This window comes from Mesorhizobium dulcispinae (assembly GCF_033977345.1).
GTDB classification, from domain to species: domain Bacteria; phylum Pseudomonadota; class Alphaproteobacteria; order Rhizobiales; family Rhizobiaceae; genus Mesorhizobium; species Mesorhizobium dulcispinae.
In genome coordinates, this window is record NZ_JAVIIY010000002.1 from 358,272 (window position 1) to 380,154 (window position 21,883).

28 protein-coding genes and 3 tRNA genes are annotated in these 21,883 nt (G+C 63.3%); 12 read left to right on the forward strand and 19 right to left on the reverse strand.

The annotated features are described in order from the left end of the window. Position 1 precedes the first annotated feature (1 nt). From rpsS to tuf, 7 genes are all read right to left on the reverse strand, one after another. On the reverse strand, positions 2-280 hold the full coding sequence (rpsS, locus tag RFN30_RS06425; protein ID WP_006205463.1) for a 30S ribosomal protein S19: 279 nt from the start codon (positions 278-280) through the stop codon (positions 2-4). 16 nt (positions 281-296) lie between these two features. Further along, positions 297-1,130 (reverse strand): 50S ribosomal protein L2, encoded by an 834-nt coding sequence (gene rplB / locus RFN30_RS06430; RefSeq protein ID WP_040970375.1) that lies wholly within the window; start codon positions 1,128-1,130, stop codon positions 297-299. Between the two features lie 22 nt (positions 1,131-1,152). After that, positions 1,153-1,446 (reverse strand): 50S ribosomal protein L23, encoded by a 294-nt coding sequence (locus tag RFN30_RS06435; RefSeq protein ID WP_040983033.1) that lies wholly within the window; start codon positions 1,444-1,446, stop codon positions 1,153-1,155. Then, positions 1,443-2,063 (reverse strand): 50S ribosomal protein L4, encoded by a 621-nt coding sequence (rplD, locus tag RFN30_RS06440; protein WP_126094109.1) that lies wholly within the window; start codon positions 2,061-2,063, stop codon positions 1,443-1,445. Before rplD ends, RFN30_RS06435 begins: the two co-directional genes overlap by 4 nt. Beyond that, positions 2,063-2,779 (reverse strand): 50S ribosomal protein L3, encoded by a 717-nt coding sequence (gene rplC / locus RFN30_RS06445; RefSeq protein ID WP_320261274.1) that lies wholly within the window; start codon positions 2,777-2,779, stop codon positions 2,063-2,065. The genes rplD and rplC overlap by 1 nt, the downstream gene beginning before the upstream one ends. 93 nt (positions 2,780-2,872) lie before the next feature. Then, on the reverse strand, positions 2,873-3,181 hold the full coding sequence (gene rpsJ / locus RFN30_RS06450) for a 30S ribosomal protein S10 (RefSeq protein WP_006205468.1): 309 nt from the start codon (positions 3,179-3,181) through the stop codon (positions 2,873-2,875). A gap of 65 nt (positions 3,182-3,246) precedes the next feature. Beyond that, positions 3,247-4,422 (reverse strand): elongation factor Tu, encoded by a 1,176-nt coding sequence (gene tuf / locus RFN30_RS06455; protein ID WP_066989565.1) that lies wholly within the window; start codon positions 4,420-4,422, stop codon positions 3,247-3,249. Between the two features lie 286 nt (positions 4,423-4,708). Here tuf and RFN30_RS06460 point away from each other — a divergent pair, with 286 nt between their 5' ends. Beyond that, the gene (locus RFN30_RS06460) at positions 4,709-5,596 is read left to right on the forward strand and encodes a DMT family transporter (protein WP_320261275.1); all 888 of its coding nucleotides are present in this window, start codon (positions 4,709-4,711) and stop codon (positions 5,594-5,596) included. Positions 5,597-5,708: 112 nt separating this feature from the next. Here the strand turns inward: RFN30_RS06460 and RFN30_RS06465 are convergent, their stop codons facing one another. Next, the gene (locus RFN30_RS06465) at positions 5,709-5,966 is read right to left on the reverse strand and encodes a GlsB/YeaQ/YmgE family stress response membrane protein (protein WP_320261276.1); all 258 of its coding nucleotides are present in this window, start codon (positions 5,964-5,966) and stop codon (positions 5,709-5,711) included. Between the two features lie 123 nt (positions 5,967-6,089). Between RFN30_RS06465 and RFN30_RS06470 the strand changes: the two genes are divergently transcribed. The 3 genes from RFN30_RS06470 (at position 6,090) to RFN30_RS06480 (ending at position 8,174) form a co-directional block, all read left to right on the forward strand. Further along, positions 6,090-6,542 (forward strand): YidB family protein, encoded by a 453-nt coding sequence (locus RFN30_RS06470; protein WP_320261277.1) that lies wholly within the window; start codon positions 6,090-6,092, stop codon positions 6,540-6,542. A 117-nt stretch (positions 6,543-6,659) separates the two neighbouring features. Further along, positions 6,660-7,457 carry an SDR family NAD(P)-dependent oxidoreductase gene (locus tag RFN30_RS06475; protein ID WP_320261278.1) on the forward strand — a complete coding sequence of 266 codons (798 nt, stop codon included), beginning with the start codon at positions 6,660-6,662 and terminating at the stop codon, positions 7,455-7,457. A 144-nt stretch (positions 7,458-7,601) separates the two neighbouring features. Beyond that, complete coding sequence (locus RFN30_RS06480) at positions 7,602-8,174, forward strand: dihydrofolate reductase family protein (RefSeq protein ID WP_320261279.1); 573 nt, start codon at positions 7,602-7,604, stop codon at positions 8,172-8,174. Between the two features lie 210 nt (positions 8,175-8,384). Here the strand turns inward: RFN30_RS06480 and RFN30_RS06485 are convergent. Both RFN30_RS06485 and RFN30_RS06490 read right to left on the reverse strand, forming a co-directional pair. After that, positions 8,385-8,458: transfer RNA gene (locus tag RFN30_RS06485), tRNA-Gly, on the reverse strand. 68 nt (positions 8,459-8,526) lie between these two features. Then, positions 8,527-8,611, reverse strand: a tRNA-Tyr gene (locus RFN30_RS06490). 200 nt (positions 8,612-8,811) lie between these two features. Here RFN30_RS06490 and RFN30_RS06495 point away from each other — a divergent pair. Next, positions 8,812-9,675, forward strand: a complete 864-nt coding sequence (locus tag RFN30_RS06495) for a TrmH family RNA methyltransferase (RefSeq protein ID WP_320261280.1) — start codon at positions 8,812-8,814, stop codon at positions 9,673-9,675. Between the two features lie 118 nt (positions 9,676-9,793). Here RFN30_RS06495 and RFN30_RS06500 read toward each other — a convergent pair whose 3' ends face one another. The 3 genes from RFN30_RS06500 to gcl all read right to left on the reverse strand — a co-directional run bounded on the left by RFN30_RS06500 (position 9,794) and on the right by gcl (position 13,436). Then, positions 9,794-10,678: a 2-hydroxy-3-oxopropionate reductase gene (locus RFN30_RS06500; protein WP_320261281.1), complete on the reverse strand. Its 885-nt coding sequence runs from the start codon at positions 10,676-10,678 to the stop codon at positions 9,794-9,796. A 152-nt stretch (positions 10,679-10,830) separates the two neighbouring features. Further along, positions 10,831-11,628, reverse strand: coding sequence for a hydroxypyruvate isomerase (gene hyi / locus RFN30_RS06505; RefSeq protein ID WP_320261282.1), 798 nt, complete (start codon positions 11,626-11,628; stop codon positions 10,831-10,833). A 26-nt stretch (positions 11,629-11,654) separates the two neighbouring features. Continuing rightward, positions 11,655-13,436, reverse strand: a complete 1,782-nt coding sequence (gene gcl / locus RFN30_RS06510) for a glyoxylate carboligase (protein WP_320261283.1) — start codon at positions 13,434-13,436, stop codon at positions 11,655-11,657. Positions 13,437-13,638: 202 nt separating this feature from the next. Between gcl and bhcR the strand changes: the two genes are divergently transcribed. After that, positions 13,639-14,460 carry an HTH-type transcriptional regulator BhcR gene (gene bhcR / locus RFN30_RS06515; RefSeq protein ID WP_320261284.1) on the forward strand — a complete coding sequence of 274 codons (822 nt, stop codon included), beginning with the start codon at positions 13,639-13,641 and terminating at the stop codon, positions 14,458-14,460. A 78-nt stretch (positions 14,461-14,538) separates the two neighbouring features. Here bhcR and RFN30_RS06520 read toward each other — a convergent pair whose 3' ends face one another. Further along, positions 14,539-14,895 carry a hypothetical protein gene (locus RFN30_RS06520; RefSeq protein WP_320261285.1) on the reverse strand — a complete coding sequence of 119 codons (357 nt, stop codon included), beginning with the start codon at positions 14,893-14,895 and terminating at the stop codon, positions 14,539-14,541. 122 nt (positions 14,896-15,017) lie between these two features. On the opposite strand from RFN30_RS06520, the gene RFN30_RS06525 reads away from it, so the two are divergent. Beyond that, positions 15,018-15,455 carry a hypothetical protein gene (locus RFN30_RS06525; RefSeq protein ID WP_320261286.1) on the forward strand — a complete coding sequence of 146 codons (438 nt, stop codon included), beginning with the start codon at positions 15,018-15,020 and terminating at the stop codon, positions 15,453-15,455. A 56-nt stretch (positions 15,456-15,511) separates the two neighbouring features. On the opposite strand, the gene RFN30_RS06530 is transcribed toward RFN30_RS06525, so the two are convergent. The 4 genes from RFN30_RS06530 to RFN30_RS06545 form a co-directional block, all read right to left on the reverse strand. After that, a complete protein-coding gene (locus RFN30_RS06530; RefSeq protein WP_320261287.1) occupies positions 15,512-15,826 on the reverse strand; it encodes a BA14K family protein in 315 nt (104 codons plus the stop codon). A 300-nt stretch (positions 15,827-16,126) separates the two neighbouring features. Further along, positions 16,127-16,294, reverse strand: a complete 168-nt coding sequence (locus tag RFN30_RS06535) for a hypothetical protein (protein ID WP_320261288.1) — start codon at positions 16,292-16,294, stop codon at positions 16,127-16,129. A 75-nt stretch (positions 16,295-16,369) separates the two neighbouring features. Next, positions 16,370-16,445 (reverse strand) — tRNA-Thr (locus RFN30_RS06540). Between the two features lie 203 nt (positions 16,446-16,648). Beyond that, entirely contained in the window at positions 16,649-16,960 is a 312-nt protein-coding gene (locus RFN30_RS06545; RefSeq protein ID WP_320261289.1) for a DUF3303 domain-containing protein, read from the reverse strand. Positions 16,961-17,143: 183 nt separating this feature from the next. Between RFN30_RS06545 and RFN30_RS06550 the strand changes: the two genes are divergently transcribed. Further along, a complete protein-coding gene (locus RFN30_RS06550) occupies positions 17,144-17,344 on the forward strand; it encodes a DUF2905 domain-containing protein (protein ID WP_320261290.1) in 201 nt (66 codons plus the stop codon). 48 nt (positions 17,345-17,392) lie between these two features. Here RFN30_RS06550 and RFN30_RS06555 read toward each other — a convergent pair whose 3' ends face one another. Then, on the reverse strand, positions 17,393-18,007 hold the full coding sequence (locus tag RFN30_RS06555; protein WP_320261291.1) for a TetR/AcrR family transcriptional regulator: 615 nt from the start codon (positions 18,005-18,007) through the stop codon (positions 17,393-17,395). 93 nt (positions 18,008-18,100) lie between these two features. Between RFN30_RS06555 and RFN30_RS06560 the strand changes: the two genes are divergently transcribed. The 4 genes from RFN30_RS06560 to RFN30_RS06575 are packed head-to-tail and all read left to right on the forward strand — an operon-like array spanning position 18,101 to position 21,882. Continuing rightward, positions 18,101-19,183, forward strand: coding sequence for a polyamine ABC transporter substrate-binding protein (locus RFN30_RS06560; RefSeq protein ID WP_320261292.1), 1,083 nt, complete (start codon positions 18,101-18,103; stop codon positions 19,181-19,183). 7 nt (positions 19,184-19,190) lie between these two features. Next, positions 19,191-20,036 carry an ABC transporter permease gene (locus RFN30_RS06565; protein ID WP_320261293.1) on the forward strand — a complete coding sequence of 282 codons (846 nt, stop codon included), beginning with the start codon at positions 19,191-19,193 and terminating at the stop codon, positions 20,034-20,036. A gap of 2 nt (positions 20,037-20,038) precedes the next feature. Next, a complete protein-coding gene (locus RFN30_RS06570; protein WP_320261294.1) occupies positions 20,039-20,821 on the forward strand; it encodes an ABC transporter permease in 783 nt (260 codons plus the stop codon). Next, positions 20,818-21,882, forward strand: a complete 1,065-nt coding sequence (locus RFN30_RS06575; protein ID WP_320261295.1) for an ABC transporter ATP-binding protein — start codon at positions 20,818-20,820, stop codon at positions 21,880-21,882. Before RFN30_RS06570 ends, RFN30_RS06575 begins: the two co-directional genes overlap by 4 nt. The last annotated feature ends 1 nt before the right edge of the window (position 21,883 follow it).

The following is a 21,883-nucleotide window of genomic DNA, read 5'->3' on the forward strand; positions in this document are numbered from 1 at the left end:
ATTACTTCCTCTTCGCCTTCTTATCCGCGCCGTGACCGTAATAGGTCCGGGTCGGAGCGAATTCACCGAACTTGTGACCGACCATGTCCTCGTTCACCGAGACCGGGACATGCTTCTGGCCGTTGTAGACACCGAAGGTGAAGCCGACGAACTGCGGCAGGATGGTGGAGCGACGGCTCCACATCTTGATCACCTCATTGCGACCGCCTTCACGAACCTTGTCCACCTTCTTGAGAAGGTAGCCGTCGATGAAGGGGCCTTTCCAAATCGAACGAGTCACTTGGCGTTACCTCTTCTTAGCTCTTGCGCTGATGGCGCGAGCGCACGATGAACTTGTCGGTCGCCTTGTTGGACCGCGTCTTCTTGCCCTTGGTCGGCTTGCCCCAGGGCGAAACCGGATGACGGCCACCCGAGGTGCGGCCTTCACCACCGCCGTGCGGATGATCGACCGGGTTCATGGCCACGCCGCGATTGTGCGGACGCTTGCCGCGCCACACCGTGCGGCCGGCCTTGCCGTCGTTGATGTTGCCGTGGTCGGGGTTCGACACGGCGCCAACGGTGGCCATGCAAGAGCCGTGCACCACGCGTTGCTCACCCGAGTTGAGGCGCAGGATCGCCATGCCCTGGTCGCGGCCGACGAGCTGGGCGTAACCGCCCGCCGAACGGGCGACCTGGCCGCCCTTGCCCGGCTTCAGCTCGATGTTGTGGACGATCGTGCCGACCGGCATCGAAGCCAGCGGCATCGCGTTGCCCGGCTTCACGTCGACCGCTTCGCCGGCCACGATCTTGTCGCCGGCAGCCAGACGCTGCGGCGCCAGGATGTAGGACAGCTCGCCGTCGTCATACTTGATCAGCGCGATGAAGGCGGTGCGGTTCGGATCGTATTCGATACGCTCGACCGTGCCGACGACATCGTACTTCTTACGCTTGAAGTCGATGATGCGGTACGAACGCTTGTGACCGCCGCCGATGAAGCGGGCCGTGATGCGGCCGTAATTGTTGCGGCCGCCCGACTTGGTCAGGCCTTCGGTCAGACCCTTGACGGGCTTGCCCTTGTAGAGGCCCGAGCGGTCGACGATGACCAGCTGGCGGGTGCTCGGCGTTACCGGGTTGAATTTCTTGAGTGCCATTGTCCTGTCCTCGCGGCCTTGCTCAGAGACCCGTCGCGACGTCGATCGACTGGCCGTCGGCCAGCGTCACAACCGCCTTCTTGACGTCGCCCTGGCGGCCAACCGTGCCGCGGAAGCGCTTGATCTTGCCCTTGCGGACGAGCGTGTTCACGGCGGTAACCTTGACGCCGAAGAGAGCTTCCACGGCAGCCTTGATTTCCGGCTTCGACGCCTTCTTGGCGACGTTGAAGACGACCTGGTTCTGCTCGGAAGCCATGGTCGACTTTTCGGTGATCGCCGGCGAGACGATCACGTCGTAGTGACGAAGGTCGGTCATTTGAAGCGCTCCTCGAGAGCCTCGACGGCGGCCTTCGAAAGGACCAGCGTGCCGCGGCGCAGAATGTCGTAGACGTTGATGCCCTGGATTGGCAGCACGTCGATGTTGGGAATGTTGGTCGCCGCCAGCTTGAAGTTCTGGTCGAGCTCGGCGCCGCCGATCACCAGGGCATTGGTGAGCCCGAGCGTCTCGAGGCTCGCCGCCAGTGCCTTGGTCTTGGCCTCGGCGAGCTTCAGCTCGTCGACGATGATCAGCGAGGCGCTCTTGGCCTTGGCCGAGAGAGCATGCTTCAAGCCCAGCGCGCGCACCTTCTTCGGCAGCTCGTGCTCATGGCTGCGCACGACCGGGCCGTGCGCCTTGCCACCGCCGCGGAACTGCGGAGCGCGAGCCGAATGGTGACGGGCGCGGCCCGTACCCTTCTGCTTGTACATCTTGGCGCCGGTGCGCGCGATCTCGGCGCGGCCCTTGGCCTTGTGCGTGCCCTGCTGCTTCTTGGCGAGCTGCCAGCGCACGACGCGCTGCAGGATGTCCTCGCGCGGGTCAAGGCCGAAAATCTCCTCGGAGAGTTTCACCTTGCCGGCGTCCTTGCCGCCGAGCGTTGTGATCTTGAGGTCCATTATTCCGCTCCCTCGGTGGCCGGGGCTTCGTTCTTGGCGTTGGCAGCGCGGAGCGCGGCGGGCTTCGGCGCATTGGCCGGCAGCGCAACCTTGGCCGCGTCGCGAACCAGGATCCAGGCGCCCTTGACGCCCGGAACGGCGCCACGGATCAGGATCAGGCCGCGGTCGGCATCGGTCGAGACGACCTCGACATTCTGCGTGGTGACGCGGACGTCACCCATGTGGCCGGCCATCTTCTTGCCCTTGAACACCTTGCCGGGGTCCTGGCGCTGACCGGTCGAGCCGTGCGTGCGGTGCGAGACCGAGTTACCGTGCGTGGCGCGGCCACCACCCATGTTGTGCCGCTTGATCACGCCCTGGAAACCCTTGCCGGTCGAGGTGCCGGTGACGTCGACCTTCTGGCCGGCGACAAAGTGCTCGACGGTGAGCTCGGCGCCGACGTCGATCATGTTGTCGGCGGAGACGCGGAACTCGGCAAGCTTCGCCTTCGGCTCGACGGAGGCGGCGGCGAAATGGCCGCGCATCGCCTTCGACGTGTTCTTCACCTTGGCAAGGCCAACGCCGAGCTGGACGGCGGTGTAGCCGTTCTTCTCCTGCGTGCGCTGCGCCACGACCTGGCAGTTCTCCATCTGGAGAACGGTGACGGGAACGTGTTCCCCGGCATCGTTGTAGATGCGGGTCATTCCCACCTTCTTTGCAATCACACCTGAACGCATCGGTTCAATTCCTTTAGAGTTCCCTGTCGGGGCTGACGCCCCTCCACGCCTCTTGTTCCTTCAGAGTTCCGGGTCGCCCCGCCCTCTTGTTCCTTAGAGCTTGATCTCGACGTCGACACCGGCGGCCAGATCGAGCTTCATCAGAGCGTCGACGGTCTGCGGGGTCGGATCGACGATGTCGAGCAGCCGCTTGTGGGTGCGCATCTCGAACTGCTCGCGGCTCTTCTTGTCGACATGTGGCGACCGGTTGACCGTGAACTTTTCGATCCGCGTCGGCAGCGGAATGGGGCCGCGGACGTTGGCGCCGGTGCGCTTGGCGGTCGACACGATTTCGCGCGTCGAGGCGTCGAGCACCCGGTGGTCAAACGCCTTAAGGCGGATGCGGATATTCTGTCCGTTCATGCGTCAATTCCTTGTTCTGGCGCGGCGCGGGCAGCCCGCGCCCGCGACAGATCCGTTTCGTCCAATTACTCTTTGATGGTGACGACGATGCCGGCACCGACGGTGCGGCCGCCTTCACGGATGGCGAAGCGCAGCTTCTCTTCCATCGCGATCGGCACAATCAGCTCGACGTCGACCGTGATGTTGTCGCCAGGCATCACCATCTCGGTGCCGGCCGGCAGCGTCACGATGCCCGTCACGTCGGTCGTGCGGAAGTAGAACTGCGGACGGTAGTTGGTGAAGAACGGCGTGTGACGGCCGCCCTCGTCCTTGGTCAGGATGTAGGCTTCGGCCACGAACTTCTTGTGCGGCTTCACCGAGCCCGGCTTGGCCAGAACCTGGCCGCGCTCCACGCCCTCACGGTCGATGCCGCGCAGCAGCGCGCCGATGTTGTCGCCGGCCTGGCCCTGGTCGAGCAGCTTGCGGAACATTTCGACGCCCGTGCAGGTGGTCTTGGCCGTCGGACGGATGCCGACGATCTCCAGTTCCTCGCCGACCTTGACCACGCCGCGCTCGACGCGGCCGGTCACCACCGTGCCGCGGCCCGAGATCGAGAACACGTCCTCGATCGGCATCAGGAACGGCTTGTCCAGCGGACGAACCGGCGTCGGGATATAGGCGTCGACCTGAGCCATCAGCTCGCGGATCGCATCCTCGCCGATGGTCTTGTTGGAGTCCTCAAGCGCTGCCAGCGCCGAGCCCTTGACGATCGGAATGTCGTCGCCGGGGAACTCGTTCTTGGTGAGCAGCTCGCGAACCTCGAGCTCGACCAGTTCGAGAAGCTCGGCGTCGTCGACCTGGTCGACCTTGTTCAAAAACACCACGATCGAGGGCACGCCGACCTGACGGGCAAGCAGAATGTGCTCGCGGGTCTGCGGCATCGGGCCGTCGGCGGCCGAAACCACCAGGATCGCGCCGTCCATCTGCGCGGCGCCGGTGATCATGTTCTTCACATAGTCGGCGTGGCCGGGGCAGTCGACGTGGGCATAGTGACGGTTGGCCGTCTCGTACTCGACATGCGCCGTCGAGATCGTGATGCCGCGCGCCTTCTCTTCCGGCGCCGCGTCGATCTGGTCATAGCGCTTGTATTCGCCAAAATACTTCGTGATCGCCGCCGTCAGCGACGTCTTGCCATGATCGACGTGGCCGATCGTGCCAATGTTCACATGCGGCTTGGTGCGCTCGAATTTACCTTTTGCCATAGTCTCTTTCCTTGGGCGGCCTGGACCTTCAGTTCAGTCGAATGCGGGGCGATTAGCGACAACGGCCGAAAAACACAAGTGCCTTGTGGCTGAGCGTTCCTTCGCTCGACCCGAACCAACGATCCGATTTCAGGGATATAGCGCGGATATAGGATCGCGACAGGCGAATTCAAACGGTCGCGGCTTGACCGCCCGGCGACCTCATCGACAGGCTGGCGCGGATAGACGCCCGATCAGCCGGAACTGGCCCATTGCCGCCGCGACACGCCTCTGATTTCTTCGGCAAATGCACTTCATCCCGGCAAATATCCGTGGTCCGCTGTTCATGATCGTCTCGACGGGATCCTACCTCGTCAACGACACGATGATGAAGCTCGCGACCGCAGGGCTGCCGCCTTATGAGGTGCTGCTGCTGCGCGGCGCGGCCGCCACGCTCTGGGGCATGCCGCTGCTTTTCATGCTGGGCTACGGCAGGCAGATCCCGCTGCTTTTCGAGCGCAAGGTGCTGCGCCGGAACCTTTGCGAACTGGCTGCGATCCTCTGCTACGTCGTGGCTTTGGCCAACATGCAGATCGCCGATTCGACGGCGCTCGGGCAGATCACGCCGCTTATCGTGCTGGTCGGTTCCTCGATCCTGTTCGGCGAAAAGATCGGCGCCGCGCGCATGGCGCTGATCGGCCTCGGTTTTGTCGGCGCCGTCATGGTGGCGCAGCCGACCATGCTGGGCATATCGGTCTACGCCCTGCTGGCGCTGGGCAATGCGGCCTTCGCCGCCGTGCGCGACCTCGCCGGACGTAAGGTGGGCGCCGAAGTGCCCGGCATGATCGTCGCCATCTCAGCTGTCCTGGTGGTGCTGGTCGGGTCAGGGGCGGCACATCTTGCGTCCGAGCAATGGGTGATGCCGGAGGGCCACCATCTGCTGCTGATTGCAGGCGCCGGCCTGTTCCTGATCTTCGGCCATTTCTTTATCTTCATGGCCTATCGCGTCGGGCCGACCAGCGCGGTGGCGCCCTTCTTCTATTGCTTCACCGTCTGGGCGGTGATCTCCGGCCTGCTGGTGTTCGGCCAATTCCCGAACGCGCTCGCCGTCTGCGGTATCCTGCTGGTCATCGGCAGCGGCCTGGCCATCGTCTCGCTGGACGAAAGGCGTCGCCGTCTGGCGGTTGTCGCCTGAGGCTGCCGGATCGCTCCGATCCAATGCCCAATATGCCGTTGTCGCGATCGCACGCCGCGACCGCCCAAATTTGACGATCGACCGCGGCCGGACCGGCCGCGGGTTCCGTCTTCTACAGCGTGCGCTTGCCGCTGATCTGGTGGTAGGCCCAGAGCACGACGACCGAGCCGATGACGGCGACGATCAGGCTCCAGATGTTGAGGCCGGTGACGCCCGATGCGCCGAAGGCGCTGAAGATCACCCCGCCGACAATGGCGCCGACGATGCCGAGCACGATGTCCATGATCATGCCCTGGCCGGACTTGTTGACGATCTTGCTGCCGATGAAGCCGGCGACGACGCCGAGGATAATCCAGCTGATGATGCCCATTTTTTCCCTCCAATCCCCGCCGGGCCAATCATTTTCATATGATTGTCAAAAGCTCAAGACAGCTTGAAATTCCCCCCGGTTGCGCCATTCTGGCGCCGGGGCGGACTTGATAGGAGATCCACGATGGGCCTTTTTGACAACGCCGTCCCCGGCGGCAACATCACCAAACCCCTGATGATCGCGCTCGGCGCGCTGCTGGTCGGCAAGATGCTGAGCGGCAGGAGCGAGGAACAGCCGGCGGCTCCGCAAGCCCCCGCGCCGACACCGGCAGGAACCTCCGCCGATGGCGGCCTGCTCGGCGGTCTGGGCGGCCTGCTCGACAAGCTCAAGGACGCCGGCCACGGCAATGTCGCCGATTCCTGGGTCGGCACCGGCCAGAACCAGCCGATCAACGCCAACGATCTCGGCGCCGCGATCGGACCGCAGGTCATTCGCGAAATCGCGCAGCGGACGGGTTTGAACGAACAGGAGCTGCTGCAGCAACTGTCGGTGGCGTTGCCCGGCATCGTCGACAAGCTGACGCCGAACGGCCAGATCCCGCAACAGCATCAGGTCGCCTCGGCCTTCAACAGCTAGGGGCAGGGACCAAAAGGGAATGCCCATTCCCGCTTCACCTCGAAATCGATTGCATTTTCGCATCACTGACAGTACAGGAAACCAATTGCAAAGTGCAATCGGTTTTCGAGGTGAACAATGATGCTGCAAAACAAGGTGGCGATCGTCTACGGCGGCGGCGGCGCAATAGGCGGGGCTGTTGCCCGCGCTTTTGCCAAAGAGGGAGCCGAACTTTTCCTCGCTGGCCGAACAAAGGAAAAGCTGGATGCGGTCGCAGATGACATTCGTAGCGTAGGCGGTCGCGCCGAGGTTTCTGTAATCGACGCCCTCAACGAGAGGGAGGTCGCACTGCATTCAGCGCGGGTTGCTGCCAAGGCGGGCGGGATTGACATCGCGTTCAACGGACTTGGCATAAATCATGTGCAGGGCGTCCTTCTCACCGATTTGTCGGCGGCAGACTTCCTTCATCCGATCACGGCGTACGCGACGGCATACTTCATCACTGCCCGAGCCGTGACGCCGCACATGGCGTCTCGGGGCTCGGGCGTTATCATGATGCCATCGACACCGGGTGCTCGAATGCCCGGCACAGGATTTCTCGGCTACGGAGTTTCCTGTGCCGCCACGGAGGGCATGACACGGCTGCTGGCCGCGGAACTCGCTCCGGCCGGGATCCGGGTCGTGTGCATACGGTCGCACGCAATTCCAGAGGCTGCGACCATGGGCTCTCACTCCCGCGATGTGTTCGGGCCTGTCGCCCGAAGCGCAGGCATCAGCCTCGAGGAATTGATGGAGGGAGCAGCGGCAGGAACGTTGCTGAGGCAGCTTCCCACTCTTGATCAGGTGGCGAATGCCGCCGTATTCGCTGCCTCAGCGCATGCGGCGTCAATGACCGGGGCCGTCATCAATCTCACCGGCGGCGCGGTGGTAGACTAAATTTCCTCCGACCAGCGCAATTCAGCGAATGTCTCAGTAATCCCAAAACTCACGACATGGCGAATTTCAGGATTACCGCGACTATAGCTGGCTAGTTCCCATCAGACGCGCTGAAGCGCGTCGGCCCTGCGAGGAAGATTGCCGATGACACAAGTGCTCATTGAAGCCACCATGTCGCTGGACGGTTTCATGGCCGGCCCCAACGTCAGCGTCGCGCACCCGATGGGTGAGGGCGGCCTGCGGCTGCACGAGTGGCTGTTCAACAGCTCGTCCAGCCCGATCGACGCCGAAGCCGAGGGCGACAGCCACGAGGCAACGGGCGCGGTGGTGCTGGGCCGACGCACTTTCGACGTCGGCTACGGGGTGTGGAACGACACGCCATTCGCGACCCCGTGCTTCGTGCTCACCCACGCCCCGCTGGAGCCGCGGGTCGAGAAGAGCGGCACGTTCACGTTCGTCACCGGCGTGAAGGACGCCTACGCGCAGGCCGTCGCCGCGGCCGGGGACAAGGTAGTGCGGCTGATGGGCGCCGAGGTGTCCCAGCACTTCCTCAAGGCCGGGCTCATCGACGAGATCCGGGTGCAGATCGCGCCCGTGATGCTCGGTTCCGGCACGCGCCTTTTCGAGCACCTCGGCGCAAAGCACATCGAGCTGGAGCAGTTGGGGGCGGTCCAGTCGCCGTACGTCACCCACCTGCGCTACCGCCCGAAGCCGTGACCCGACCTCTCCTGGGGCGGTCGGCCTTCCCCTTGCCGGGCCGGCCCCAGGAAGAGCAACCTCGACGAAGACATTGCTCGATGCCAGCGGCTGCGATCCGGCATGGACTCGCCTTCGCCTCGGGCGACCGCAAGCGTTATGGCACTTTTGAATACGCTGCGCGCCAAGGCGCGTGGCGTTTTCGTGCGAACGGCGATGCGGATGGAAATCTGGAGCGGGTAGCGGGAATCGAACCCGCATATTCAGCTTGGAAGGCTGCTGCTCTACCACTGAGCTATACCCGCCTGCGACAGCATCGGAAAACAGCGGCACACTTCCGGTGCTTTTCGTTTCAGGGCTTCCGGGCCGGCAGTGGTGGAGAGGGTTGGATTCGAACCAACGTAGGCTAAGCCAACGGATTTACAGTCCGTCCCCTTTAACCACTCGGGCACCTCTCCAGTCTGCCGCCGGAGCCATGCAACGAGGCATTCGCGCCGATCCGGAGCCCGAGTAAGGATCTTCTCCGAAATCAGCGATGCGCCTTATGGCGGCAAGGCCGGTGGGTGTCAACCGGCGTGACCAGGGTTTTTCGAGGATGTTCGGTATTCGTCGTGGCAGCCCATATCCTTAGCCGGACGGGACGGCTATAGAGGCCGGCATGAGCGACAGCAAAAGCAACAAACCGGGCACTCCGAAAGATACCCACTACGCCAAGCTGAGGCGCGCGCATCGCGACCAGAAGGCCGGCGGCGCGCCGGCATTCCGGCCGCGCCAGCCGGTGCCGCCGGGCGAAGGCCCCACCGATGGGCTGGTGCGGCTCTATGGCCTGCATACGGTGCGGGCGGCGCTCGACAATCCGCGGCGCAAGATCAGAAAGATGCTGGTGACGCGAAACGCCGCCGAGCGTCTGGCGATCGGCGATCTTGCCGCCCTGCCCTTCAAGGCCGAGCTGGTCGAGCCGAAGGATATCGACAGGATCACCGGATCGGATGCCGTGCATCAGGGCGTAATGATCGAGGCCGAGCCGCTGAAGCCCAAGCGTTTGGATGCGCTTGGCGACACGAGGCTGGTGCTGGTGCTCGACCAGATCACCGACCCGCACAATGTCGGCGCGATCCTGCGTTCGGCCGTCGCCTTCGGCGCCGGTGCGTTGATCACCACGGCCCGCCACAGCCCGCAGGAATCGGGCGTGCTGGCGAAATCCGCTTCCGGCGCGCTGGAGCATATCGACCAGATCGAGGTGAAGAACCTCGCCGATGCGCTCGGCCAATTGCACGAGGCCGGTTTCCGGACGATCGGGCTCGATTCCGAGGGACCGGCCGAACTGGAGAAAACATTCGCCGGCGACAGGATCGCCCTGGTGCTGGGCGCCGAAGGCAAGGGCCTGCGCCAGAAGACGCGTGAGACAGTGACCGCGCTCGCCCGCCTCGACATGCCCGGAGCGATCAGATCGCTCAACGTGTCGAACGCGGCGGCGGTGAGCCTTTATGCGGCGAGGAAATTCCTGGCGAATAGCGAATAGCGAATAGCGAATAGCGAATAGCGAATAGCGAATAGCGAATAGCGAATAGCGAATATTCGGGACACGATGCCTTCGGGCATGCAACCCCTATTCGCTACTCCCTATTCGCTATTCGCTACTAGGCCACTTCGTGTCCCGCCATCCGCTCCAGCGCCCTGACCAGCGCCGAGTGGTCTTCCTTCGCACCGCCATTGGCGGCGCAGGAGTTGAACAGCTGCTGCGTTGTCGAGGTGTTTGGCAGCGCAACGCCGAGCGATTTCGCGCCTTCCAGCGCCAGGTTCAGGTCCTTCTGATGCAGCTCGATGCGGAAGCCCGGCGCGAAGGTGCGCTTGATCATGCGCTCGCCATGCACTTCGAGGATGCGGGAAGCGGCAAGTCCGCCCATCAGCGCCTGCCTGACCTTCGCCGGATCGGCGCCGGCCTTCGATGCAAAGACCAGAGCTTCGCCGACCGCTTCGATGGTGAGCGCTACAACGATCTGGTTGGCGACCTTGGTCGTCTGGCCGACGCCGTTCGGGCCGACCAAAGTGATGTTCTTGCCCATTTTTTCGAACACGGGCTTGGCGCGCTCGAAGGCCTTTTCCTCGCCACCGACCATGATGGTGAGCGAAGCCGCCTTGGCGCCGACCTCGCCGCCCGACACCGGCGCGTCGAGATAATCGCAGCCGAGATCGTTGATTTTTTTGGCGAATTCCTTGGTGGCGATCGGCGAGATCGAACTCATATCGATGACGAGCTTGCCTTTCGAGAGACCTGAAGCAACGCCGTTCTCGCCGAACAGCACATCGGCGACCTGAGGTGTGTCCGGCACCATGGTGATGATGATGTCGGCTGTCTTGGCCACGGCGTTGTGGCCGGTGACGATCTTCAGCCCTTTGGCGACGAGGTCTGACGGCGGCTTCGAGCGATGGTCGCTGGTAACGACCGCATAGCCGGCGTCGAGCAGATGCCCCGCCATCGGCGCGCCCATGATGCCCAATCCGATGAAGCCGATGGTTTCCATTGGTGTTCTCCGAATTCTGAGGCGCCCCCTCATCCGGCCCTTCGGGCCACCTTCTCCCGGCGGGGAGAAGAGGTAGGCGCCAGCGTTGACGATCTCTTCTCCCCTCGGGGAGAAGGTGGCCGCGCAGCGGCCGGATGAGGGGGCCTTGGCTCTTAAGCCGCCGCGCTTCCCTGCCCGGCGAATTGCCGCAACCAGCCAAGCCCTGCCTCCGTGCCGGCCTTCGGCTTGTATTCGGCGCCGATCCAGCCGGGATAGCCGAGCCGGTCGATGTGCTCGTAGAGGAAGGGATAGTTGATCTCGCCCGTCCCCGGCTCGTGACGGCCGGGATTGTCCGCAAGCTGGATATGCGCGATGCGGCCGAGGTTTGCCTCGATGGTGCGGGCGAGATCCCCCTCCATGATCTGCATGTGATAGATGTCGTATTGCAGGAACACGTTTTTCGAGCCGATGCGGTCGATCAGCGCCAGCGCCTGGTCGGTGTGGTTCAGGAAGAAGCCGGGGATGTCGCGGGTGTTGATCGGCTCGATCAGCAATTTGATGCCGGCCTGCTCCAGCTTCTCGGCCGCGAAAGCAAGGTTTTCGGCAAAGACGTTCTCGAGTACGGCGCGATCGGCGCCTTGCGGCGCGATGCCGGCAAGGCAGTTGATCTGCTCGCAGCCCAGCGCATGCGCGTAAGAGATCGCTTTGGCGACGCCCTGGCGGAATTCCGGCACCCGGTCGGGCAGCACGGCGATGCCGCGTTCGCCCTTCGCCCAGTCGCCCGCCGGCAGGTTGAAAAGAACCTGTGTCAGGCCGTTCTTCTTGAGCCGAGCGGCGACGACGTCGGGCGCATGGTCGTAGGGGCCGATATATTCCACGCCCTTGAAGCCAGCGCGGGCAGCGGCATCGAAACGGTCGAGGAATTCGTGCTCGCCGAAGAGCATCGAGAGATTGGCTGAAAAACGCGGCATTCTTTTCTCCTTCTTTCCGCTATGCCCTAGTCCAGCATCATGATGGCCGTCGGAGCATCCTCGTTGCGTTCGGCAAGCTCCTCGAATTCGGTGATCTTGTCGATTTCCGTGCCCATGGAAATGTTGGTGACGCGCTCGAGGATAAATTCGAGAACGACCGGAACCTGGTGCTCCTTCATCAGCCGCTGCGCTTCCTTGAAAGCGCCGGCGAACTCTTCCGGCTTGCGCACGCGGACCGCCTTGCAGCCCATCGCCTCGGCAACCGCGACATGGTCGACGCCGTAGCCGGCTTCGGGATCGTTTGCCCGGTTGACGTTCTCGAAGGCAAGGCTCACCTCGTAGTCCATCGAGAAGCCGCGCTGCGACTGGCGGATCAGGCCGAGATAGGCGTTGTTCACGACGACATGGATGTAGGGCAGCTTGTGCTGCGCGCCGACCGCCAGTTCCTCGATCATGAACTGGAAGTCGTAGTCGCCGGAGAGCGCGACGATGGCACGATCGGGATCCGCGGCGCGCACGCCGAGTGCCGCAGGCAGCGTCCAGCCGAGCGGGCCGGCCTGGCCGCAATTGATCCAGTTGCGCGGCTTGTAGACATGCAGGAACTGCGCGCCGGCGATCTGCGACAGGCCAATCGTGGTGACATAGGTGGTGTCGCGAGCGAAGGCCTTGTTCATCTCCTCATAGACGCGCTGCGGCTTCAACGGCACCTGTTCGAAATGCGTCTTGCGCTTCATCGTCTTCTTGCGCTGCTGGCATTCCTTGGCCCAGCCCGACCAGTCGCGCAGCTTGCCGGCCGTGCGCCATTCGGTGGCGACGTCGAGCAAAATCTTCAGCGCAGCGCCGGCATCCGAGACGATGCCGAGGTCCGGCGCGAAGACGCGGCCGATCTGGGTGGGCTCGATGTCGACATGGATGAACTTTTTTCCCTTGGTGTAGACGTCGACTGAACCGGTGTGGCGGTTGGCCCAGCGGTTGCCGATGCCGAAGACAAAGTCGGCTTCAAGCATCGTCGCGTTGCCGTAGCGGTGCGAGGTCTGCAGGCCGCACATCCCAGCCATCAGTCGGTGGTCGTCGGGGATCGCGCCCCAGCCCATCAGCGTCGGGATGACCGGCACACCGGTGACCTCGGCGAACTCGATCAACAGATCGGAGGCATCGGCGTTGATGATGCCGCCGCCGGCGACGATCAGCGGCTTTTCCGCCTGGTTGAGCATCGAAAGCGCCTTTTCGGCCTGGGCGCGCGTCATCGCCGGCTTGAACACCGAAAGCGGCTCATAGGCGTCGATGTCGAACTCGATTTCGGCGAGTTGCACATCGACCGGCAGGTCGATCAAAACCGGTCCAGGCCGCGAGGAGCGCATCAGGTGGAACGCCTTCTGCAGCGCCATCGGCACGAGGTAAGGCTCCATGACCGTGACCGCCCATTTGGCGACAGGTGCGGCGATCGCGGCGATATCGACGGCTTGGAAATCCTCCTTGTTGAGACGGGCGCGCGGTGCCTGCCCGGTGATGCAGAGGATCGGGATGGAATCCGCCGAGGCCGAATAAAGGCCGGTGATCATGTCGGTGCCGGCAGGCCCGGAGGTGCCGATGCAGAGCCCGATATTGCCGGCCTTGGCGCGGGTAAAACCTTCGGCCATGTGCGAGGCGCCCTCGACATGACGGGCGAGAACGTGGCGGATGGTGCCCCTTGCCTTCAGCGCCGAATAGAGCGGGTTGATCGCCGCGCCCGGCACGCCGAAGGCATTGGTGATGCCCTCCTTTTCAAGAATGAGAACCGCAGCGTCGACAGCGCGCATCCTGGCCATGTCCAGCCTCCACTTCGTTGGTTGGCTTGAGAATGCCAGCGCGCCTCCGATTTTTCAATTTTTTCAGAATGTTTTTTCATTTCTAGAAAATGGCTCTTATGCACTGATTCTACTCGACTTTTTGTTTTCCAGAAAATCCCTTTCGGAGACCAGTGAAAAACTTTTTCATTGCGCCCGGCCGGAAATCGGCCAGAATGTGCGCATGGAAACCACGGAAAAACGCCAGCGCGGGCGGCCGCGCGCCTTCAACGGCCCGTCTGAAGCGGCCTCGGTGCAATCGCTCGACCGGGCGCTACGCATCCTGGCGATTGTGGCGGAAGGCAGCGGCCTGTCGTTGAGCGAGATTGCGGCGCGCAGTGGCATTGCCGCCTCCACCGCCTACCGCATGCTGACGACGCTGGAAAACCACGGCATGGTCGAGTTCGATACGACCGACCAGTTGTGGTCGATCGGCGTCGAGACCTACCGCATGGGCGCGGCCTTCCTGCGCCGCCGCAAACTGGTCGACCGTGCCCGTATCGTCATGCAGGAACTGATGGAAAAGACCGGCGAGACCGCTAATCTCGGCGTCGCCGAGGATGATTGCGTGGTCTTCGTCAGCCAGGTCGAAACGCATCAGGCGATCCGCGCCTTCTTCCGGCCGGGCACGCGCAGCTCCTTCCACGCTTCCGGAATCGGTAAGGCGGTGCTCGCGCATCTCGAGCCGGAGCGGGTCGCCGCCATCCTGCGCAAGGCGGGCCTGCAGCGCTACACCGACAGGACGCTGTCCGACATTTCGGCGCTCGCCCATGACCTCGCGACCATCAAGCATCGCGGCTGGTCGGTCGACGATGAGGAACGCCATCCCGGCATGCGCTGCGTGGCTGCCGCTATCTTCAACGAGTTCGGCGAGCCGATCGGCGGTGTTTCGGTCTCCGGTCCGACGGTGCGGGTCACGCCTGAGCGGCTGGCCGAGATCGGCCCGCTGGTGCGCGATGCCGCGGCCGAGGTGACCAAGATGATCGGCGGCGTGAAAGCCTACTGACTACGAACGTTCCTATTTGCGCATGATCCTTTCCGAGCCGGAGGTCAGCGAAGCAAAAATCGAGGCCAATCTTCGGGATCATGCGCCCGGCAGGGCGCTCTTGGCCGCAATGTCGAAGAAATCGAGCAGGATCGCCAGCCCGACACCGCTTGCCGTGAACACGAGTCCGGTGATGAAGATGCGGTTGGCGCGCGCATAGATCGGCCGCTGCAGCGACTTCACGTCGAGCAGCATGGCCAGCGCGCGCATTTGCAGCGCGATGCCGACGAGGATCGGTACCACCGCGAGCAGATGATAGGTTTGCCACGGGATCGGGTTGGCAGCCCAGTGGGTGATGAAGCCCAGCGAAAACGCCAGCAGAATGCCGACGGCGGTGACCGTGCCGTTGCGAAAAACCGGCTCGATCAGGTCTTCCTTCGGATCCGGATTGTCCAAGGCTCCCTCCCCCAGTTGACCGTCGAGGACCAGACTAAACGTTCGCAAAATCGCTGTACACCGGTGGCTGCATCAGGCTGGCCGTCTTGCCGCGGCGTTCGAATGCATGCGAAAGGGCACGGATGCGGAAAACGGTTCTACTCTTGCTCGCCGCTTCACTTTGCGGATGCGTGGCGGCGGCACCCCGACCGGATGCCGGCAGCCAGCGCGTCAATTCCATTCCTGTCTCGCCCATTCCGATCTCACTTGCCCTGGAGGAGATCATCACCACCGGCGTCCGCCAGCGCCTGCAGGATCCAGCGGCCGCCAAATTCGGGACGATGCTGGCTGGCGAGCGGACGCTGAACGGCCGCCAGGAGATCGTGGTCTGCGGCTACGTTACTCCAAGGAAGGCTTCCGACGCCACTGACGCCGACAAGCCCTTCCTTGCCAAGATTTACCCCGATGCAGGAAGCAGCTTCGAACTGGTCGCGATGGGCGACGAGACGCAGAATGGCGGAGTTGTCGTTGCCGACGCCAGCCGCAGCGCCGGACTGCCGATCGAGCCTAGGACTCCATAGCGATCGACGAGAAAGGGGCCGCGAGGCCCCTCTTCCGGTTGCTGAGACGGTCGCCTTTAGAGGCGGCAATAGTGCGGATAGCCGTCGTAGCCGATATAGGTGTCCGAGCCCGGATCGTAGCTGGAATAGCGGGCCATGCAGCGGCGGACATGCCAAGAACCGTCGTAGCCGTCTTCGACATAGACCGTGCGCGGCTGCTGCTGGGCGAGCAGGCTGCCGAGGACGAAGCCGCCGACGCCGGCGGCGATGCCGATGCCGAGCTCGCGGCGGTGATGGTGGTCGGAGGCGGCCGAAGGCTGAACGGTGCCTGCCAGCGTGCCGGCAGCGACGGTGGTGGCGATGAGGGTCGAAACGAGCGTGCGCTTGAACATGATGATCTCCTTGGTTTCGTGACCGAGGCGATCCATCCGCCTCTTGACCGTCTGTCGTCGCGGCCAAGAAAAAGGTTCGAAGGCTTTTTCAGATTTTTTTCGAGCAGCCGGCAAACGGCTCGTCTGGGTCCTTCGACTGAGGCGGCATTCGCCTCTGGAGATCAGTCCGCGCGGCGCGGAAGAAGGTTCTAGCGCTAAGCGAATAGCGAGTAGCCAATAGGGATCCGCGAAATATCAAAATCCGCAACCCGGGGAATCGAGCTTCCCTGTTCGCTACTCGCTATTCCCTGTTCGCTGCCCTCACCCCATCCCAGTGATGTGCCTCAGCCAGAAAGCCAGCGCGATGAAGCCGATGATGGTGGTGACGCCGGTCCAGTCGATATTGGCCTTCTTCAGATCGCTGACGGCCTTCACCAGGAGCAGCCAGGTCACGACGATGAGCGGCAGGATGATGACAAATCTGATCATGCGGCACCCCGTTCGATGCGATTGCACCGACAAAGATGTAGGAAGCGTCGCGCCGCTTTTCAGCATGTACAGGACTGGTGCCCCCGGCAGGGATCGAACCCGCGACCTTCGGTTTACAAAACCGCTGCTCTACCAGCTGAGCTACAAGGGCACGGCGCTCCGGTAGCACATCTGATGCGCCAGTAAAGACAAAACTCTGTTTAAGGTTGCTAATGGACCGCGCGGCTCGGCCGGCAGAGTTGCGAACCGCAGGGCGTCATACTGATCGCTCGTTCGACGCTAATGTCCCGCGCGACAAACCGTTCGGCCGTAGATTGCGCGACGCGTCGAATATGCGGCATCGTCGGCGGCTGCTTACGAAGGAAGTTCATCCCGCCATTTGATAGCCTCCATCTCGACGCGGACCGCGTCCGGAACGTCGATGACCTGATGGACGTCGAACTGGAACGCCGGGAAGGTCGAACACATTTTGTGGACTACCAGCGGGTCATCTGCCTCGAGTAGCATGCTTCCGCCCCATTGGCCCACTCGCGCCACGAAGGCATGCACCTTGACTTCGCTGGGTATTTCCCAGTGCTGGAAGATTTTCAGGATGCGCTTTTGGGCATTCTCGTATTCGATCGCCGATCCCTGTGGCCGCTCATTCCAATTGACCAGGTATTTCATAATCTCCTCCGTCTCGGGTGACCGCGAAACCCGAGCGGCATTGTAGCCCCCGAGGCGGACTTTCGATCGTCTCCTCGTCTGCTCCAATAGAGGTAGGCATCACGCCACGAAGGTGGGAGCACTGCCTGCAAGGCCCATTGCCACTATATTTCGGGCAGATGCTATTTCCGGCAGGATGCTGCCATGTCGCGAACGCTGATCGTCGTTGGTCTCAGCATAGTTGCCGTAGGCCTGTTGTGGCCCTGGGTGACCCGGACCGGTCTTGGCAGGCTGCCAGGCGATATCGTGATCGAGCGTGAGAACTTCAGGCTCTACGTTCCTATCACCACGGGAATACTGATCAGTGTCGTGCTGTCGGCAATCCTATGGCTGATCAACCGTTAAGGACGCTGCGGCTGCGGTGAGCCATTCTTCCCCGCGCCCTGTATCGCCTCACACCCCGATCGCCGCCACCAGCACGCGGTTCTGCCTTCGTATCGCCGCGCGCAGCTCCGGTATCATCGCCTCGTCGCGCTTCACGAACTCGATGAACATCATGTTCATGTTGTTGAAGATGAGCTCGCCGACCGCCGGCCCGTCGGTGTCGGCGCGCACGAGGCCGATCTCCTGTAACCGCGCGATCAGGGCGCTTATTTGTTCGGTGAGCGCGCGGTCGAGCGCGGTATAGGCCATGCCGAAAGGGCTGTCTGGCAGTTGCGTCGAGATCGCCATCGCCTGCCGCCACATCTCCTTGCTCAGGTAATTCAGCGAGTGCTCGATATAGATGCCGATCAGTGTGTCCAGCGCATCGCCGACATTGGCCGGCGGGCTGGCGACCACCCCTCGCCCGGCATTCAGCACCTCGTTGACTTCCATGGAGACGATGGCGCCGAGGATGTCGCCCTTGTTCTGGTAGTAGTTGTAGATGGTGCCGATCGACACTTCCGCCTGCGCGGCGATCGCCTCGATCTTGGCGCCCTCATAGCCGGCCTCGCGGAACAGCGAGGTGGCCGCATCGATGATGCGGCGGTGCCGGTCCGCCTTTTGTCTTTCGCGCAATCCGCTCATATCGGCCTCTTTGCCACAAAATCATAATTGACTCAATTTTAGAATTGGTTCAACTTTTCTCCCAACAAGCCAGCAAGGCAGGGAGAACACTCGATGACCGTCAATGCCCGGAATCCGCTTTCCACCCTGAAGTCCCGTCTCGGAGCCGCCTGCGCCGCCGCGGCGCTGCTGCTAGCAGCCGGCGGCGCTCAAGCCGCTGATCTCAACGCGCTGATCTGGTGCGATCATTCCGACCCGACGCTGCTGCAGCCCTTCGAGGAAGCCAACAACGTCAAGGTCAACGTCAAAGAATTCGAGGGCACCGGCGCAGGGCTCGCCATCGTTGACCAGTCGCAGCCGGGCGACTGGGATGTGATGGTGATCGATTCCATCGACGTGCCGCGCGGCGTCGAGAAGGGCCTGTTCGAGCCGCTGCCGGAGGACAAACTGCCCTTCGCCGACCTCTTCCCGGAAGTGAAGATGGACAAGTCGACCATCGTCGACGGCAAGCGCTACGGCATCACCGAAAAGTTCGGCTACAACACGATCGGCTTCAACAAGACCAAGGTCGATCCGGCCGACATGCAGTCGCTGACCTCGCTCACCAGCGATAAATACAAGGGCAAGATCGCGATCTACGACTACTACCTGCCGGTCATCGGCATGGCCGCCTTGGCCATCGGCAAGAAGACCGCCGATCTCACCGAGGCCGACCTTCCCGCCCTCAAGGCCGAACTGCTCAAGATGAAGGCCAACGCCAAGCTGGTCGGCGAAGTCACCGCCAGCCAGACCGCCTTGGCCACCGGCGAGGTGGACGTCCTCGTCGGCGGCGGCGAATGGGTGACGGCGGGGCTTGCCAAGGAGAACCCGGCGCTCGACTTCTCGATCCCGAAAGAGGGTGCTGTACTGTGGTCGCAGTCGCTCGCCATGTTCAAGGATTCCAAGAACAAGGACATGGCGCTGAAGTTCATCCAGTACATCATGAGCCCGGAAGGCCAGGCGCGCCTTGCCACCTCCTCCTGCTATTGGGGCATGCCGGCGAACAAGACCGCTGCGCTGAGCGACGAGCAGAAGAAGATCCTGCGCTTCGACGAGCAGCCCGGCTTCCTCGCCCGCGCCCAGGCCTATCCGGCGCCGAACGCCGATCTCGACAAGAAGATGCAAGACATGTGGACCGAAATGCTGCAGGCGCAGTAGTCGGCCGATGAGCGTTTCCGAAAGCAACTCGCGTGCCCTGCCCTGGTCGCTGGTCACGCCGGCGCTGGCATGGACGCTGCTCTTCTTCGTGCTGCCCTTCATCGCCATGGGGCTGTCGAGCCTCACGGCGCATGAAGGCGGTGGGTTCACCCTCGCCAATTACAGCCAGTTCTTCACCGATCCCTCCTACTGGCGGGCAATGGTGAACTCGCTGGAGGTGACGGCGATCGTCACCGTCATCTCGATCCTGCTCGCCTACCCCTTCGCCTGGATCCTGGCCGAGATGGTCCCGGACCGCTGGCAGCGGTTGGCGCTGATGCTGGCCGTGCTGCCGTTCTGGACGTCCTACGTCGTGCGCTCCTATTCCTGGCTGCTGGTTCTGGCGCAGAACGGCGTCATCAACCGCGCGCTGACCGGCATCGGCCTGACCGCCGAGCCGCTGCAGCTCGCCAATACGCGTTTCGCCACCGTGACCGGCTTCGTGCACTTCTTCGTCATGCTCTTGACGCTGACGATCTTCGCCAATCTCAAGCAGCTCAGCCCGAGCTACCGCAAGGCCGCCGCCGATCTCGGCGCCGGACCGGTGCGCACCTTCCTGCATGTCGTGCTGCCGCTCACCCTGCCCGGCATCATGGTCGGCGCCTTCCTCACCTTCGTGCTCTGCATCGGCGACTACATCACGCCGCAGATCCTCGGCGGCAACAACGAGCTGGTCATGCCGCAGTTGGTGATGATGCAGATCGGCCGGCGCGGCGATTTCCCGCTGGCTTCCGCGCTGTCGATCATCCTGATGGCCGTCGTCACCATCGCCTATCTCGCCTGCGCGCGCTGGCTGAAGATCGAGCGGGCCTGACCATGCTCGCCATCGTCCGCATCGCCGCCTGGCTCTACGCCATCGCCGTCTACGGCTTCATCTTCCTGCCGGTGGTCGTGCTGGTGCTGTTCTCGCTGCAGGCGACCTCCTTCCCGATCCCGCCCTTCACCGGCCCGTCGCTGCGGTGGTACCAGGCCGTTCTGTCCGACACGCGGCTCACCTCGGCGCTGGCCAATTCGCTGCTTGTAGCGGTGTTGTCCTCGCTCGCTTCCGTCACGCTCGGCTTCCTCTCGGCCTGGGGGTTCGCGCGCTTCGTGCTGCCGGGCTCGGCGCTGCTGCGCGGGCTGATCACGCTTCCGCTCACCGTCAGCTACCTGATCATCGGCATGGGCCTGCTGGTGCTGTTCAACTGGGCCGGCGTGCCGAAGTCACTGCTTGCCGCCGGCATCGGCCATGTGGTGATCAACCTGCCGCTCTGCTTCGCCATCATCTACAGCCAGATGGGCGACCACCAGATCAACATCGAGCGCGCCGCCCGCGACCTCGGTGCGCCTGAGTGGAAGGTGCTGCTGATGATCACCGTGCCGGTGATGGCGCCGGCGATATTTGCCGGCTTGTTCCTGTCGATGACCTTCTCCTGGGACGAGTTCGTCATCTCCTTCCTGCTCACGCGTTTCGAGACGACGCTCCCCGTCGAGATCTGGAACCTCTTGCGTTCCGGCCTCAATCCCAAGACCAATGCCGTCGGCTCGCTGGTCTTTGCCGTCTCCATCGTCTTGGTGGTGTTTTTCGAATTGACCCTGCTGCGGAGAAGGCCGGCATGAGCGCGCCCCTCGTCGACATCCGCAACGTCTCGCATCGCTTCGGCCAGCTTCCGGTGCTGAAGAATGTCTCGCTCGCGATCGAGCCCGGCAGCTACACGATCCTGCTCGGGCCGTCCGGCTCCGGCAAGACGACGCTGCTTTCGATCCTCGGCGGCTTCGTCACGCCCAGCGAAGGCAAGGTGTTCATCCGCGGCGAAGACTGCACCTCCCTGCCGCCGGCCAAGCGCCCGACGACGACGGTGTTCCAGGACTATGCGCTGTTCCCCCATATGAGTGTCGGCAGCAATGTCGGCTTCGGCCTGCGCATGCAGGGCGTCGACGGCGCGAGGCGGGCGGCGAAGGCGCACGAGGCGCTTGCCCTCGTCGGGCTGGCGGCCGCGTTCGACAAGAAGCCGCATCAGCTCTCCGGAGGCCAGCGACAGCGCGTGGCGCTCGCCCGCGCGCTGGTCATCGAGCCGGCGGTGCTTTTGCTCGACGAGCCGCTCGGCGCGCTCGATCTCAAATTGCGCCGGCAGATGCAGGACGAGCTGAAGGCAATCCAGAAGCGCGTCGGCACCGCCTTCGTCCATGTCACCCACGACCAGGAAGAAGCGATGGCGCTGGCCGACCATTGCGTGGTGATGAATGACGGCTGCATCGAGGACGAAGGACCGCCCGAACGGGTCTATGCGCGGCCGAAGACCCGCTTCTCCGCCACCTTCATGGGCGAAAGCACCATCCTTGCCGGCAAGGTCGGCGATTCCCGGGACGGGCGCGTCACGGTTACGACGGAACTCGGACCGATCTCGCTGCTCGGTACGTCGCCGGCTGGTGCGTCTCTCACGCTCGCCATCCGGCCCGAGCACCTCGTCCTTGGCGAAGCGAAGGGCGACGTCGCGCTGGGCACCGCCAAAGTCGGCGACGTGGTGTTCCAGGGCAGCTTCAAGCGCGTGCTGGCCGCCTCGACGCAAGATCCTGCGCTGCAGTTCATCGCCAAGGCTCCCGCTTCGGCGATCGTCCAGGCAGGCGACACGATCATGGTTTCATGCAACGCTGGCGACATCATCCTGCTGGCGGACTGAA

Coding starts and splice junctions, on each gene's coding strand:
- rplB (WP_040970375.1), bottom strand. CDS start 1,130: ATGGCACTCAAGAAATTCAACCCGGTAACGCCGAGCACCCGCCAGCTG.
- RFN30_RS06435 (WP_040983033.1), bottom strand. CDS start 1,446: ATGACCGACCTTCGTCACTACGACGTGATCGTCTCGCCGGCGATCACC.
- rplD (WP_126094109.1), bottom strand. CDS start 2,063: ATGGACCTCAAGATCACAACGCTCGGCGGCAAGGACGCCGGCAAGGTG.
- rplC (WP_320261274.1), bottom strand. CDS start 2,779: ATGCGTTCAGGTGTGATTGCAAAGAAGGTGGGAATGACCCGCATCTAC.
- rpsJ (WP_006205468.1), bottom strand. CDS start 3,181: ATGAACGGACAGAATATCCGCATCCGCCTTAAGGCGTTTGACCACCGG.
- tuf (WP_066989565.1), bottom strand. CDS start 4,422: ATGGCAAAAGGTAAATTCGAGCGCACCAAGCCGCATGTGAACATTGGC.
- RFN30_RS06460 (WP_320261275.1), top strand. CDS start 4,709: ATGCACTTCATCCCGGCAAATATCCGTGGTCCGCTGTTCATGATCGTC.
- RFN30_RS06465 (WP_320261276.1), bottom strand. CDS start 5,966: ATGGGCATCATCAGCTGGATTATCCTCGGCGTCGTCGCCGGCTTCATC.
- RFN30_RS06470 (WP_320261277.1), top strand. CDS start 6,090: ATGGGCCTTTTTGACAACGCCGTCCCCGGCGGCAACATCACCAAACCC.
- RFN30_RS06475 (WP_320261278.1), top strand. CDS start 6,660: ATGATGCTGCAAAACAAGGTGGCGATCGTCTACGGCGGCGGCGGCGCA.
- RFN30_RS06480 (WP_320261279.1), top strand. CDS start 7,602: ATGACACAAGTGCTCATTGAAGCCACCATGTCGCTGGACGGTTTCATG.
- RFN30_RS06495 (WP_320261280.1), top strand. CDS start 8,812: ATGAGCGACAGCAAAAGCAACAAACCGGGCACTCCGAAAGATACCCAC.
- RFN30_RS06500 (WP_320261281.1), bottom strand. CDS start 10,678: ATGGAAACCATCGGCTTCATCGGATTGGGCATCATGGGCGCGCCGATG.
- hyi (WP_320261282.1), bottom strand. CDS start 11,628: ATGCCGCGTTTTTCAGCCAATCTCTCGATGCTCTTCGGCGAGCACGAA.
- gcl (WP_320261283.1), bottom strand. CDS start 13,436: ATGGCCAGGATGCGCGCTGTCGACGCTGCGGTTCTCATTCTTGAAAAG.
- bhcR (WP_320261284.1), top strand. CDS start 13,639: ATGGAAACCACGGAAAAACGCCAGCGCGGGCGGCCGCGCGCCTTCAAC.
- RFN30_RS06525 (WP_320261286.1), top strand. CDS start 15,018: ATGCGGAAAACGGTTCTACTCTTGCTCGCCGCTTCACTTTGCGGATGC.
- RFN30_RS06530 (WP_320261287.1), bottom strand. CDS start 15,826: ATGTTCAAGCGCACGCTCGTTTCGACCCTCATCGCCACCACCGTCGCT.
- RFN30_RS06535 (WP_320261288.1), bottom strand. CDS start 16,294: ATGATCAGATTTGTCATCATCCTGCCGCTCATCGTCGTGACCTGGCTG.
- RFN30_RS06545 (WP_320261289.1), bottom strand. CDS start 16,960: ATGAAATACCTGGTCAATTGGAATGAGCGGCCACAGGGATCGGCGATC.
- RFN30_RS06550 (WP_320261290.1), top strand. CDS start 17,144: ATGTCGCGAACGCTGATCGTCGTTGGTCTCAGCATAGTTGCCGTAGGC.
- RFN30_RS06555 (WP_320261291.1), bottom strand. CDS start 18,007: ATGAGCGGATTGCGCGAAAGACAAAAGGCGGACCGGCACCGCCGCATC.
- RFN30_RS06560 (WP_320261292.1), top strand. CDS start 18,101: ATGACCGTCAATGCCCGGAATCCGCTTTCCACCCTGAAGTCCCGTCTC.
- RFN30_RS06565 (WP_320261293.1), top strand. CDS start 19,191: ATGAGCGTTTCCGAAAGCAACTCGCGTGCCCTGCCCTGGTCGCTGGTC.
- RFN30_RS06570 (WP_320261294.1), top strand. CDS start 20,039: ATGCTCGCCATCGTCCGCATCGCCGCCTGGCTCTACGCCATCGCCGTC.
- RFN30_RS06575 (WP_320261295.1), top strand. CDS start 20,818: ATGAGCGCGCCCCTCGTCGACATCCGCAACGTCTCGCATCGCTTCGGC.